The organism is Aeoliella fuhlenseeensis (assembly GCF_052161615.1).
GTDB lineage: Bacteria > Planctomycetota > Planctomycetia > Pirellulales > Lacipirellulaceae > Aeoliella.
The window spans coordinates 2,051,747-2,064,961 of the sequence record NZ_CP197417.1; the positions used below are offsets into that span (position 1 = coordinate 2,051,747).

10 protein-coding genes are annotated in these 13,215 nt (G+C 61.3%); 6 read left to right on the forward strand and 4 right to left on the reverse strand.

From position 1 onward, the window contains the following. The first annotated feature begins 168 nt into the window (after positions 1-168). The 5 genes from SH292x_RS07935 (at position 169) to SH292x_RS07955 (ending at position 6,192) form a co-directional block, all read left to right on the forward strand. Positions 169-1,539, forward strand: a complete 1,371-nt coding sequence (locus SH292x_RS07935; protein WP_442485060.1) for a hypothetical protein — start codon at positions 169-171, stop codon at positions 1,537-1,539. 388 nt (positions 1,540-1,927) lie between these two features. After that, complete coding sequence (locus SH292x_RS07940) at positions 1,928-2,467, forward strand: hypothetical protein (protein ID WP_442485061.1); 540 nt, start codon at positions 1,928-1,930, stop codon at positions 2,465-2,467. A 110-nt stretch (positions 2,468-2,577) separates the two neighbouring features. Further along, positions 2,578-3,984, forward strand: a complete 1,407-nt coding sequence (locus SH292x_RS07945; protein ID WP_442485062.1) for a hypothetical protein — start codon at positions 2,578-2,580, stop codon at positions 3,982-3,984. Positions 3,985-4,095: 111 nt separating this feature from the next. Then, complete coding sequence (locus SH292x_RS07950) at positions 4,096-4,977, forward strand: DMT family transporter (RefSeq protein WP_442485063.1); 882 nt, start codon at positions 4,096-4,098, stop codon at positions 4,975-4,977. A 105-nt stretch (positions 4,978-5,082) separates the two neighbouring features. Next, the gene (locus SH292x_RS07955; protein WP_442485064.1) at positions 5,083-6,192 is read left to right on the forward strand and encodes a pyridoxal phosphate-dependent aminotransferase; all 1,110 of its coding nucleotides are present in this window, start codon (positions 5,083-5,085) and stop codon (positions 6,190-6,192) included. Between the two features lie 25 nt (positions 6,193-6,217). On the opposite strand, the gene SH292x_RS07960 is transcribed toward SH292x_RS07955, so the two are convergent. Together SH292x_RS07960 and eno are read right to left on the reverse strand one after the other, a co-directional pair. After that, positions 6,218-6,718 carry a hypothetical protein gene (locus tag SH292x_RS07960; RefSeq protein WP_442485065.1) on the reverse strand — a complete coding sequence of 167 codons (501 nt, stop codon included), beginning with the start codon at positions 6,716-6,718 and terminating at the stop codon, positions 6,218-6,220. A gap of 101 nt (positions 6,719-6,819) precedes the next feature. Beyond that, positions 6,820-8,103 carry a phosphopyruvate hydratase gene (gene eno, locus SH292x_RS07965; protein ID WP_442485066.1) on the reverse strand — a complete coding sequence of 428 codons (1,284 nt, stop codon included), beginning with the start codon at positions 8,101-8,103 and terminating at the stop codon, positions 6,820-6,822. Positions 8,104-8,327: 224 nt separating this feature from the next. On the opposite strand from eno, the gene SH292x_RS07970 reads away from it, so the two are divergent. Continuing rightward, positions 8,328-9,884 (forward strand): twin-arginine translocation signal domain-containing protein, encoded by a 1,557-nt coding sequence (locus tag SH292x_RS07970; RefSeq protein WP_442485067.1) that lies wholly within the window; start codon positions 8,328-8,330, stop codon positions 9,882-9,884. Positions 9,885-10,263: 379 nt separating this feature from the next. On the opposite strand, the gene SH292x_RS07975 is transcribed toward SH292x_RS07970, so the two are convergent. Both SH292x_RS07975 and hisA read right to left on the reverse strand, forming a co-directional pair. Then, positions 10,264-12,354 (reverse strand): elongation factor G, encoded by a 2,091-nt coding sequence (locus tag SH292x_RS07975; RefSeq protein WP_442485068.1) that lies wholly within the window; start codon positions 12,352-12,354, stop codon positions 10,264-10,266. 108 nt (positions 12,355-12,462) lie between these two features. Beyond that, positions 12,463-13,194 (reverse strand): 1-(5-phosphoribosyl)-5-[(5-phosphoribosylamino)methylideneamino]imidazole-4-carboxamide isomerase, encoded by a 732-nt coding sequence (gene hisA, locus SH292x_RS07980; RefSeq protein WP_442485069.1) that lies wholly within the window; start codon positions 13,192-13,194, stop codon positions 12,463-12,465. Positions 13,195-13,215 lie beyond the last annotated feature (21 nt).

Sequence of the window (13,215 nt, forward strand, 5' to 3'; positions counted from 1 at the left end):
GCACTTCGCGTCTGGTGCTAGCAGGCATCCCGGCGAGACAATTCCCAAGGGGGGGACACAATGCGTTTAACACACTGGCTGCCCAGCTGCGTGCTGGCGGCCGCCTTGACGACTGTCGGATGCACCGGCGCACGAATGGCTCATAACTTGCCACCAGCGCAACAACTCATGGAACCAGGCCCCGGCGTCGGCGGCCCCGGTCCTGGCGTCATTCCTCCTCCCGGCCAGTTTGGTGGCGGGCCGATGGGTGGCATGGGTGGTCCGATGCAAGCATCGTACATGGAAGATGGCGGATTCTACGCCGGCGGCGGAGCTCCTTGTGGGCCCTGCGGACCGGGAATGGGAATGGGAATGGGCATGGGAATGCCCGGCATGGGGATGATGCCTCCCACTTCGCAGATTTCGTTCCTCGGCGAAGAGCCTTTGAGCGTGTCGTGGGATGTCAGCAACGCTGGCATGTTCGACTCGGCTCCGCTGTTCGTTCCTGGCAAGCAAGACTTTCCCCAAGGTGCCATCTATCGCCTGAAGGTCACCAACCTTCCAGGACGCGAATCGGTTGCCTTGTATCCCACGCTGGAAGTGGCTCCGGTCACTCCCCGCACCGATGCCTACTTGGCTCACGCTCCGATTCCGGTGCAATTCACGGAAGAGGACTTCGACCAAGTGCTGAGCGGCAACTTTGTGACCAAGGTGATCTACCTGCCAGATCCCGAGTTCACCGAAGTGGCGCTCGCGGGTGTTGAAACATTGGTCAGCACACGGCTTGATCCGGGTGTGGACCCGATTGCCGAAGCCGATCGTCGCGGCTCGATCCTCGCCATCTTGCGGATGGGTAACAAGGACCTGAGCAAGACGGCCGGAATGGGCGGCATGGGTGGCGGCGGTGCTGGTTGCATTACCCCTGCTCAATACAGCGAAGGCGAATCGTTTACGCCCGACCATGTGCCGGCTCCGATGGAAGGCCAAATCGAAGGCCAGTACATGGGCGAAGCTGGCGGCGAATACGCTGGCGAGTACAGCGAAGGTGGTTATATCGAAGGTGGATGCCCCGATGGCAACTGCCAGGATGGAAGCTGCAACGTGAATGGCTACGGCCCTGGCTACGGCTACGGTTATGGCCAGATGCCGATGGGCATGCCGACTTCGGGGTTTGCTCCGCAAGGCGTGCCTCCGCACATGGTGGCGAACATGGCTCCCGGTTATGGCATGCCAATCACTGGCACGCCGATCGGTCTGCCTGGCCCGCCCCACATTCCGCTGGGCGTGCCGGCTGGCTTGCAGAAGCACACCATGCGTAACCGCACTCGCGTTGTGCTGCCATCGCCGGTGGAAGAGATGAAGATGACCGTCAAGCAGCGTCCGGGCATGAACTATCCCGCACCTGTGGACCATGTTCGGATCGACGAAGTGAATCGCGCTCCCAAGCAGATGTTTGGTGGCACGGTTCCCGGACTCATTCCTTCGGCCTTAAGCAAATCGTGGAACAAGATGAAGTCGGGCGCGCATAACGCCGATTGCCAATGTGAGTACTGTCAGTAACCACTCTGACCGTGCTCGCGAGTAGAGAGATCAATCAGGAAGGTGGGGTGAGTAGGTCAGTAAGTGAGTAGGTGGCTCGTACCTCCAACTACTCGAAAATGCTTGCTTACCTACTCACCCACCAACTTCCGCCGCTACTCACCTTTTCAAAAACTCTTCTCACAGCTCATTCGTAAATACTGTGACTCAATTCACGACAACGGTCCGCCGCCTCAGACGACTTGCCTCCGTGCAAGCGATAGTCATCGGCAGACTGTGTTTGGTTGCTTGCATCAGTGCAATCGGAGCCAGCACGGCACCGGCCCAAGGGCCGCCCGGGCACCCGCTGCACGCAGGCGCCATGCCACCGGGAGCGATTGGAAGCCAACGACTCCTGAGGGGTGGACCGTTGTCGGGTTATATTCAGCCCACCGAGATTCGCGTGCCTGCGGGCGTGCAGGTGGGCCTCGCGATGGATGGCAACTTCACCACGCCCCAGCCCGACAACCCGTTGGTGGGCTTGCAAGTCGGACTGGTTTATCGCCTGAGGGTTACCAACCTGTTCGATCGGCCCGGCGAGGAGGTCTATCCGACCATCGAGCTCATCGATCGCCTTTATCCGCCTTGCGGAGCGGAACTCAAGTTCCCGGTCCCCGTCGATATTACGGCCGAAGACCTGGAACTCGCTGCCCGGGGAATGTTTGTCACGCGAGTGATCTACGTCGAAGACCCTAACCAAGCATTGCCGGTCGACGAGGTGAACGGCAAGACCACTTGGTACGAGGCTCGCGACGGCGAGGATCCGTTGACCGTCGCCGACGCCGCGGGTCGACCGATTGCCATCCTGCGACTTGGTGGCCGCGACATGCGACAAGCAGCGGGGCAAGGCTTCGCAACGTATGGGTGCCCTCCGATCATCGAGTTTGGGCGCAAACCGAGTGCAGAGTAGGCCACGCTTACAAACGTTTAGAAGCGAGAGAACACCAGACGCCTTACGGCGTCCGCTCGCCTTGAAGAATAGAACGGACGCTTTCAATCGTCTTTGCTGCCTTATCGATCATGACGACTACCGCACCACAACACATCGAGTTCTTTCCGCGGTGGTTCCGTGCGCTGGTGATCACGGTTGCCGTGATCATGATGTGCGCGTGCCAGTCGGCGTCGAAGATAACGCCCAAGGGCTACTCAGCCGTTGGAGCTCACACTGCGGCGGCGGAACCTGCATCGATGCCAGTTCGGCAAGCTCAGTACACGTCCACTTCGAAGGGATGGCTCAACGAGGTGGAGGCTGAAAGCCAGCCTTACCACGGCGAAGTCCCGCCATGCAGTTGCCACGGTTGCCAAAGTGGAAGCAGTTCGGCGCCAGCCGAGCAACTCCCGACGGTGCATCAAACAAACTACCCGCCAATGGAAGAGCAATATCCAGCAGCGGAAGAGCCGTATCCGCCGACGGGCGCCGCTTGCCCACCAATGCAGGCTCCGTATCCCATGCAAGCTCCATGTCCTCCCATGGGTGGACTGCCTTGCAACAATGGCTGTCAGAGCTGTGGGCTGATCGGTCCTTCGGACGAATACCTGTGCGACGGTGGCGACTTTCAAACTCCTGCCGGCGTCGATCATGACTGGCGGCTGCATGGAGTGGAGCAAGAGGACACCATTACGCACTACGACACGCTCGATGGCCGAGTGATCGTGAAGCCAAGCAACCGCGTTTGCATCTACGCCCCGCGCTTCGGCGCGGTACGCCGAGTCGAAGGCCTCACCGTTAACAACGGACGTGTTGGCCCAGGTGGCATCATCGACGAGATGGGCTTGGTGGCCGCCGATCGCACCGACCGCGTCACTACGACTGTCGAAGAGAAAGCACCTATAGCCAACATGGGCGATCAACCGCCAAGCTTGTTCCGAGCGCGTGAGCAAGCCGGCGCGCTTCGCACCCGACTGGCTGCCGCGGATCTCGAGATGTTCCTCGGACCGCAAGTCAACCTCGACGTCATGAAGCTCGGCATCATCGATAACGCTGAGAAGCCGATCCTCGCCAAGGCGATCGTCTCGGCCTACACGTGGGCGTCGGACGTCTCGGCTCAGGTCGTCATCGATGGTAAGCAGGTGCATCAGCAAATCGGCCGCACTCAGGCGGGTGAGATCTATGGCCTGGATCTGCCCGACTCGCCGCGGATTCGCTTGATCAAGTGCGCCTCGACCGGTGCCGCGGCGATTGGCGAAGAGGTCGAGTTCGCCCTGCGATACGACAACATTGGCGACCAGCCGATTGGCAACGTCACGATCGTCGACAACCTCGCCACGCGGCTAGAGTTCGTCGAAGGCTCGGCCAAGTCGAGCCGCGACGCCGATTTCTCCACGTCGCCCAACGAAGGTGGCTCGGTGGTGCTCCGCTGGGAGATCAAGGAACCGCTGCCCGTTGGCGAAGGTGGCGTCCTGCGGTTCAAGGCCCGCGTGCGATAGTTACGGGTACCCTCAAGGACCCCCGAGCAAGCTCGCTCGGGGCTAGTTGAGGGAGGGTGTCGGGGTAGAATCGTAGGCTCCCGCCCCCCTCCCCTGCCCCGCACGCACCGCATGGCTTACCTGTTTTTCGCGCTGACGTGCCTGTTCTTCGGCTCGAACTTCAAACTGATGGACGACGCCGCGCAGGTGCTCGGTCCTTCGACCGTCGCGCTCGGCCGGCTGTGGGGTGGCGCTGCGTTCTTGCTACCCGTGGTCTGGATGCGCCGGCAGTCGCTCAAGATCGACCGCGAGACGCTCTTTCGCATTCTGTTCGTTGCTCTTGTCGGCAATGCCTACCCGTTTGCCATCCAGCCGTGGATTCTTTCGCACGGTGCCGATCACAGTTTCCTGGCGGTGTTCGTGCCGATGACGCCGCTGATGACCATCGCCTCGGCAATTCCGATGCTCGGCATCAGGCCCACGTGGCAGCAGACGGTTGGCGTGCTCGGTGGCTTCCTGCTGCTGATGTGGGTCGTGTTCCGCGACCCAGGCGAGCACAACTTCGCCGCGTGGTTGGTGCCGTTCGCGATCACGGTTCCGCTGTCGTACGCCATTGGCAACGTCTACCTACGGCGCAACCTTCGCCAGCAGTCGTCGCTGGTCGTATCGGCGTGGCTGATGATCCTTGCCGGGTTGATGCTCGTTCCACTGGCCGGTTACGAACTCGCTACCGAGCCCCCTACCGCCAGCTCGGCTGCGTGGACCAAGGCGGCGATTGCTATGGCGGTGCTCGGTCCGCTCGGCACGGGGCTCTGCATCTACATGTTCGTCGAGATGGTCCGCGAGCGCGGCCCGCTGTTCGCCGGCATGGTGACGTACGTCGTCCCGCCGATTGCTTTCGCCTGGGGCTTCATGGACGGTGAGACCATTTCCGGAGCCCAGCTCGTCGGCATCGCCGGCATCCTGGCCATGGTCGCCCTGGTACAGTCAAGCCAGGCCAATTACGCTACGTGAAAGTGGCGGTGAGCCGTTGGCGGTGGGCAGTGAGCTGCTACTACCAAAGCCCCTTCCATTTGAGTCCCTAGCCTCAAGCCCCTAGCCCCCAGCCCCTCTCCCACCATGCATCCCTGGATCGCCAAACGCACCGAGTACGTCGACAGCAGTGGCATTCGCAAGGTGTTCGACCTTGCCGCGAAGATGGCCAATCCGATCAACCTGTCGATCGGCCAGCCCGACTTCCCCGTGCCCGACGCCATCAAAGAGGCGGCCTGCGACGCGATCCACGCCGACAAGAACGGCTACAGCCTGACGCAGGGCATCACGCCGCTCCGCGAGCGGCTGCAAGCCGAGGTCGACGCCCGCTACGGCCACGCCGATCGCCGCGTGCTCGTGACTTCGGGCACCTCGGGCGCGCTGGTGCTCGCGCTCATGACGCTGGTGAACCCGGGCGACGAGGTGATTTGCTTCGACCCTCACTTCGTCATGTACCCGGCGCTCACCGGCATGGTGGATGGCAAGATCGTGAAGATCGACACCTACCCCGACTTTCACATCGACCTCGCCAAGGTCGAAGCCGCGATCACGCCGCGTACCAAGGCGATCCTGTTCAACAGCCCCGCGAACCCCACCGGCGTTCTGGCGACGGCCGAAGAAGCCCGGGGTATCGCCGAGCTTTCGGCCAAGCACAACATCGCCGTGATCAGCGACGAGATTTACCGCCGGTTCTGCTACAACGGCGAACTGGTGAGCCCCGCGAGCTTCAACGACCAGACGATCGTGGTCGATGGCTTCAGCAAAACCTACGGCGTCACCGGCTGGCGACTCGGCTACATGCATGGTCCCGCCGAGTTGATCGACAAGATGACCATGTTGCAGCAGTACACCTTCGTGTGCGGCCCGCAGCCTTTGCAGTGGGCGATGCTCGCCGCGATGGACGTCGACATGCAGCCCTACGTCGACACGTATCGTCTGCGCCGAGACCTGTTGCTCGATGGCCTACGCGACGCCGGCTACGAAGTGGCCCAGCCCGACGGCGCGTTCTACGTCTTCCCCAAGGCCCCCTGGGGCACGGGCAGCGAGTTCGTCGCCGAAGCAATCGCACGCGAGCTGCTCATCATCCCCGGCAATATCTTCAGCGAACGCGACACCCACTTCCGCATCTCCTACGCGGCAACGGTGGAAACCATCGAACGTGGTCTGGAAGTGCTGCGGGGTCTCGCGAAGCGGTAGGTTATCTTTACCCCTTTACCCGCTACTAGGCTGTTGGAACACTGGAAGCGGACAGTTGCCGAATTAATTGAGCAAGTCCCAAACCGAAACCAAGAATCGCTAGCGGATAACCAATCCCCATCGTGGCCTCGCCGCCGAAAGTGACGAACAACCCCGCCGCAAAGAAGATCCCCACCACGCCCAGCACAACTAGAGGGATGGTGCCGGGCACCGACGTGATGCCAGCGGCATTGAGTGCGCCGACACCGATGGCTCCCGCGGCGACGACTACCAATAGCCAAATGGGGGCCTTCGCGCCCAGCGTAATGTGACCATTGATGCCCGTCACGTTGAGTTCCAGGCCATTGAACGCCGGCATCTGCATCATGGGGCCACCCTGGCCGAACGGCGAGGAATCGCCAAACGTGGGGACCGGGAACGTTAGCGATGCGTTCTTGATGGTCATCCAAGTGGTTGGTATCGAGCACAACAGCAGCCCAATCGCCACCACGCCCAGCACTATTCGATTCTTCGCCTGGTTCATCATCCCCTCCACACCCATTGGATTGCCAAAAAGAAAACTCCCGTCGAAGGAGTTCTTCGACGGGAGTTGGAGGATATCGGAAACAATCTCGAAGAAGTCGTCGTCTACTTCAGCTTCGCCGCAAACTTCGGCCCAGCGTAAATCGCCGAGGTGCCGAGCATTTCTTCGATGCGGAGCAGTTGGTTGTACTTCGCCATGCGGTCGCTCCGGCTGGCCGAGCCGGTCTTGATCTGGCCCGTGGCACAAGCGACGGCGAGGTCGGCGATGGTGCTGTCTTCGGTCTCGCCGCTGCGGTGCGACGAGATGCTGGTGTAGCCGTTGGCGTGGGCCAGGTTGATCGCGTCGATCGTTTCGGTCAGCGTGCCGATCTGGTTGACCTTGATCAGGATCGAGTTGGCGATCTTCTCGTCGATGCCGCGCTGCAGACGTTCGACGTTGGTAACGAACAGGTCGTCGCCCACCAACTGGCACTTGCTGCCCACCTTCTCGGTCAGCAGCTTCCAACCGGTCCAGTCGTCCTCGCTGCAACCGTCTTCAATGCTGCAAATGGGGAATTTATCAACCCAGCTCGCCAGCAAATCGACCATGCCGGTGGGGTCGAGTTCCTTGCCGTCGATGGTGTAGACGTTCTTCTCCGAGCTATAGAACTCGGTCGCCGCGCAGTCCATTGCGAACCACACTTGTTCGCCCGGCTTGTAGCCAGCCTTCTCGATGGCGGTGAGGATCACGTCGAACGCCTCGGCGTTGGCCTTCAGGTCAGGGGCAAAACCACCCTCGTCGCCGACCGAAGTGTTCATGCCCTTGTCGAGCAGCACCTTCTTCAGGTGGTGGAAGATTTCGGTGCCACAGCGGAGTGCTTCGCTGAAGTTGTCAAAGCCCAGCGGCATGACCATGAACTCTTGGATGTCCACCGAGTTATCGGCGTGCGAGCCGCCGTTCAGGATGTTCATCATCGGCGCGGGGAGCAGCCGAGCGTTCGAGCCGCCCAGATAACGAAACAAAGGCAGGTCGCAGTACTTGGCCGCCGCGTGCGCGGTGGCGAGCGACACACCGAGAATGGCGTTCGCGCCCAGGTTCTTCTTGTTTGAGGTGCCATCGAGCTCGATCATCATCTGGTCGATGCCAATCTGATCGAGCGCGTCCATCCCTTCGAGTTCGTCAGCGATCTTCTCGTTGACGTTGTTGACGGCCGTCTGGACACCCTTGCCCATGAAGTAGCCCTTGTCGCCATCGCGAAGCTCCCACGCCTCGTGGGCACCGGTGCTCGCGCCGCTCGGAACGGCGGCCGTACCAACCGAGCCATCGGCCAGCGTCACGTCCACCTCGACGGTGGGATTACCGCGGCTGTCGAGAATCTGGCGTGCGTGAATGTCGATGATCGTGGACATGAGGACCTCAGGGGGTTATGCGTTGCGGGCCGCGAACCCGCCTGGGGCTCGCCGCATCCGGGGTAAAGACGTACTGCGACCCGCCATTTTAAGGCCCAAGGCCCGGGTGTCGAGGGCGGGCCACAGGGGCAGACGCGTTGTGCAAGAAACGGCCGGCGGGATCGGTTAAACTGGGACAAGCTTGTCGTCTTCGCTCCTACAACATCGAACTCCAGGTGGTCTCCGTGCATCAGAATCCAATCTCTCGCCGTGGTGCCCTCAAGTCTCTCGCCGCGGTGGCCGCTGCGGCAGGGACCTCGAACCTGGTGAAGGCCCAGGCCGCCCCGCCACGCCGCGAAGAGCTGCGAATAGATCCCACACCGACGTTCGAGCTCTCCCCCTACCTCTACATGCAGTTCATGGAACCGCTGGGGGCGACCGATGGTTCGGTCGAGGCTGGTTGGGATCACCTGAAAGAGCGGTGGCGGCCCGATTTGATCGAGACCACCCGCGAGCTTGGCCCCACGCTTATGCGGTGGGGCGGCATCTACACCGACTACTACCGTTGGCGCGAGGGAGTGGGTCCGCGCGCGAAGCGCCCACCAATGCTCAACCTGCTTTGGGGGGGAATCGAGTCCAACCAAGTAGGCACCGGCGAGTTCGTCGACTTCTGTCGCCAAGTGGGAGCCGACGCCCTCATGTGCGTCAACTTCGAGTCGGACGGCCGCGAGCGATACATGAAGGTCCATGACAACGTCCGCACGGCGGGCGTGGAGGAAGCCGCTGAGTGGGTCGCCTACTGCAACGAGCCCGTGCACGCCGAGCGCGCCGCCAACGGTTCGCCCGAGCCGTACAACATCCCGCTATGGCAGATCGGCAACGAAACGTCCTACGACCGCCAAGGCTTTCCGCTCGACACCGCGGCCACTAAGACTGTTGAGTTCGCCAAGGCGATGCGCAAGGTCGATCCGTCGATCAAGCTCATCGGCTGGGGCGACAGTGGCTGGGCGCCGCGCATGGCGGAGGTTGCGGGCGAGCACCTCGACTACCTGGCGTTCCATCACATGTTCAATCCCGACGACCGACGACATCCGGTGCTCGAACGCAACGAGTACCGTAAGGACCCCGCGCGGACATGGGACCAGTTGATGAAAGCCTGGAAGCTGAACGACGATAAGATTCGCGAGGTCCGGGACTCGATGAAGGGTGTCGACATCCCGCTGGCGATGACCGAGTGCCACTTTGCGATTCCGGGTCGCGATCGTTGCGACGTTTCGAGTACCTGGGCGGCCGGAGTTTCGTACGCTCGCATCCTCAACAACCACCAGCGGCACGGCGACGTGCTGAAGATCGCCACCGCGGCCGATTTCTGCGGCACGCGCTGGCAGGTGAACGCCGTGATGATTCCTGTGCCCGAGAACGAAGGCCGTTCGTACATGATGCCGGTGGCCCGCGCGATGAGCCTCTACCGCCACCACATCGGCACACACGCCACGAAGGTCGACGCCACGCCCGATGGACTCGACGTGGTGGCGAGCGTGAAGGGGGACAAACTGTTCGTCCACGCCGTGAACACCGAGCGAACCAAGGACATCGCCGCGAGCCTCGCCATCCCCGGCCGCAAAATCACGGGCGGCACCGTGCATCAAATCGCCAGCCGACCGATGAACGAGATCACGCACTACAACGCGAACGACATCGCGCCGTTGGCCCGCGAGATGAAAGGCAACCTCACCGAGTGGACCTTCCCCGCCGCGAGCGTCTCGGCGATGGAGCTGGATTTGGAAGCCGTGGGGGCTTAATTCAATAGAGGCAGAGCGAAGTACAGTATCCCAACAAACATCGCAAACGTGAGCAGCCCTATCAGCCACGCAGCTACTGCCCAACCCCATCGTTTGCGAAAGCAAAAAATGGCTCCCCCGATCCAGCTACCTCCCGCAACAGTACAAAGCAACCCAACGGCAACAGACAAATACACCAATTGGGACGGGCCTTCTATGACAAAGCCAGCGTAGGTGACATACATTGCGACAAACAACCCATACGCCAATACCAACGCCCCAACGAGACCACTGAATACCCCGGGGATGATACGCCAGCGGAGCAGAGCGGCAGCCATGCCGGTCAGTTCGGACTGGGGTGCCTCATAAGGATTCGTCAAAGGTATGTCGCGATGGTCTGTCACTCTTCCTCCACCCTCACCTTCGCCTTCGACAACACGTCCGCCTGTACGTTCCCGGGCACGGGTTCGTAGTGGGCGAAGTCCATTGAGTAGCTCCCCTGCCCGCCGGTCATGCTGCTCAGCGTCCGGGCGTAGGTGGTCACTTCCGACAGCGGGCACTTCGCTTCGACGGTGGTCATGCCACCGCCGGCCGCGTCCATTCCTACCATCTGTCCACGGCGTCCGGCGAGGTCGCTCGACACGTCGCCCACGTTCCCCGCCGGCACCGTGATGTGCAGCAACACCATCGGCTCAAGCAGCGCTGGCTTTGCCTTCTTGAACACCTCGGCGAAGGCCTTCGACGACGCCATTCGAAACGCGGTTTCGTTCGAGTCCACCGGATGGTCTTTTCCGAAGTGGACCTCGACGCACACGTCCTGAACCTTGCAGTTCGCAATCACGCCATTCGTCACCCGTTCGAGAAAACCCTTCTCAATCGCCGGCATGAAGTTGCCAGGGATGGAACCGCCGACCACGGTATCGACCCACAGGAAGTTGCCCGCCTCGTGATAATGAATGTGCTTGAGCTGCGGGAAGCGACTCTTTGAAGCAAACTCCTCGACGCTGGTTCCCTCTGGAAACGGATACATGCGAATGTGAACCTCGGCAAACTGCCCTGCCCCGCCGCTCTGTTTCTTGTGGCGGTACATTCCCTCGGCTTCTTGCGTGATCGTTTCGCGATACGGAATCTTCGGCTCATGCGTTTCGATCTCGACGTGATCACGCCGCTTCAGCCGTTCCTGAATGAGTTGCAAGTGCAACTCGCTCATGCCGGTAAGCACGGTCTCGTGCGTCTCCTCATCGTGATCGACGTGGATCGTGGGGTCTTCTTCCGCCAGCTTGTGAAGCGACGTCGATAGCTTGGTTTCGTCGCCGCGACTCTTCGGCGCGACTGCGAGTCCCACCATCGGCGTGGGAAACTTGATCGGCGGAAGTTCGACTTCGCCGAGCGAAGTGCCGATGTGCAGCACGTCGGTCTTCGCCACGGCAACGATCTCGCCCGGCCCTGCGGAATCGACCGGCTCGGTCTTGTCGGCTTGAACCTTCAGGAGCTGCCCAATCTTGAGCCCCTTCCGCTCGCCCGAAGTTGTAACGATGTCGTCCTTGTGCAGGGTGCCGGAAAGAATGCGGATGAAACTCAGCTTCTGGACGAACGGATCGATCCGCGTGCGAAACACTTGGGCGGCGAGCGGCGCGGTAGGCTCGGGCTTCAAGGTGACGGTATCGCCATCCTTGGTTCCCTTCCGTTCGATGGCCGATGGAGGGAGTGTGACTTTCGCGAGCAGGTCGAGCAGTTCGGTGAGTCCGATGTCCTTCTTCGCCGAGACACAAACTACCGGCGTGAGCGAACCGGCCTTCACGCCTGCGATCGCCAGTTCCATCAGTTTCTCTGCCGAAGGCACTTCGCCTTCGAAGTACTTCTCCATCGCCGCGTCGTCCGACTCGATGATGGTTTCGATCGCCTTCTCGCCAAGGTGCGCCAGATCCATCACAGCGCCATTCACCCCAGCGGCTGGGGCGATGGTACTCGCGACTCCCTTCAAGTCGTCGCCGGTGCCGAGCGGCACATTGAACAAGACGCACTGCGGGCCGAACACTTCGTGGATGGTGTCCATCAGCCCCGAGAGATTGACGCTGTGGTCGTCCATCTTCGTGATGCAGAGGATGCGTCCAAGCCCCCGTTCGCCCGCTTCCTTCCAAACTCGCCGAGTGTTGACCTTCACCCCTGCGTGACCATCAATGGCGATTAGCACGTTATCGACGCCGCGCAGCACGCCGATCGTCTGGCCAATGAGGTCGGGGTACCCGGGCGTGTCGATCAGCGTCAGCTCTTTGCCGCCATGATTGCAATGAGTGATTGCAGGTTCAATCGAGTGCTTGTGGTGCTTCTCTTCTTCGTCGAAATCGCAAATGCTGTTTCCGGCGTCGACACTGGGGTTGCCCTGCACTGCCCCGGTTTTGACAAGCAGGTGATCCACCAGCGTGGTCTTCCCTGCCGAACCGTGGCCGCACACAGCGATGTTCCTTAGGTCATCGACATGCTTCGACATCGAACGCTCCGTTGTTAGAAGAGTAGAGCGACGCCCGAGAGTGTCGCTTGGAGTTTTGGTTACCGCTTGTCGGAGCCGACGACAACCCTCCTCCGTTGCCACCAGCCGCTATTTACTACTTGCCACCTCCTCGGCTATCGCGATGGCATCGCTCAAACTAAACGCACCTTCGTACAGCGCGCGGCCGATGATTGCTGCGGCGAGTCCCGCCTCGGCGAGAGCTCGCACGTCTTCCAGTGTGGTCACGCCACCCGAAGCCACGACCGGCACAGAAACCGCGTCTTGCATTTCGCGCATCGCGGCGACGTTCGGTCCGGCCATCATGCCGTCGGTTGCAATGTCGGTGTAGACAATAGCGGCGATCGGCTCGCTTGTGAATTGAAGCGCGAGCTCGACGGCCGAGACGCTGCTCGTCTCCAGCCAACCATCGGTCGCCACCAGGCCGTTGCGGGCATCGATGCCCAGCACCAGTTTGTTCGGGAACTGCTGACACGTCGCGCGGAACCAATCGGGCTGTTTGATCGCGGAGGTCCCGACCACCAATCGGCCAAGACCAAACCCAAGGAGTTCGGCAATTGCTTGTTCGTCGCGCACGCCACCGCCAAGCTCGCATTCCATGTCGACAGCGGCTACGATGTCTTGAACGGCGGGCAGGTTCACCGGCGAGCCTTCGCGGGCCCCGTCGAGATCGACGATGTGCAGATGCCGCGCGCCCGCGTTTTGGAACGAAAGAGCCACCGCCACCGGGTCGTCGTTGAACACGGTTTCCTGAGCGTAGTCGCCCTGGCGGAGACGAACACACTTTCCTCCTCGCAAATCAATAGCCGGCCAAATCTGCATCCCGCACCACTCCTAACGCCC

Bases quoted from the DNA above. Each gene is read 5' to 3' on its own strand.
- SH292x_RS07975 (WP_442485068.1), bottom strand. From the start codon at position 12,354: ATGTCGAAGCATGTCGATGACCTAAGGAACATCGCTGTGTGCGGCCAC.
- SH292x_RS07960 (WP_442485065.1), bottom strand. From the start codon at position 6,718: ATGATGAACCAGGCGAAGAATCGAATAGTGCTGGGCGTGGTGGCGATT.
- SH292x_RS07955 (WP_442485064.1), top strand. From the start codon at position 5,083: ATGCATCCCTGGATCGCCAAACGCACCGAGTACGTCGACAGCAGTGGC.
- SH292x_RS07935 (WP_442485060.1), top strand. From the start codon at position 169: ATGGAACCAGGCCCCGGCGTCGGCGGCCCCGGTCCTGGCGTCATTCCT.
- SH292x_RS07950 (WP_442485063.1), top strand. From the start codon at position 4,096: ATGGCTTACCTGTTTTTCGCGCTGACGTGCCTGTTCTTCGGCTCGAAC.
- SH292x_RS07945 (WP_442485062.1), top strand. From the start codon at position 2,578: ATGACGACTACCGCACCACAACACATCGAGTTCTTTCCGCGGTGGTTC.
- hisA (WP_442485069.1), bottom strand. From the start codon at position 13,194: ATGCAGATTTGGCCGGCTATTGATTTGCGAGGAGGAAAGTGTGTTCGT.
- eno (WP_442485066.1), bottom strand. From the start codon at position 8,103: ATGTCCACGATCATCGACATTCACGCACGCCAGATTCTCGACAGCCGC.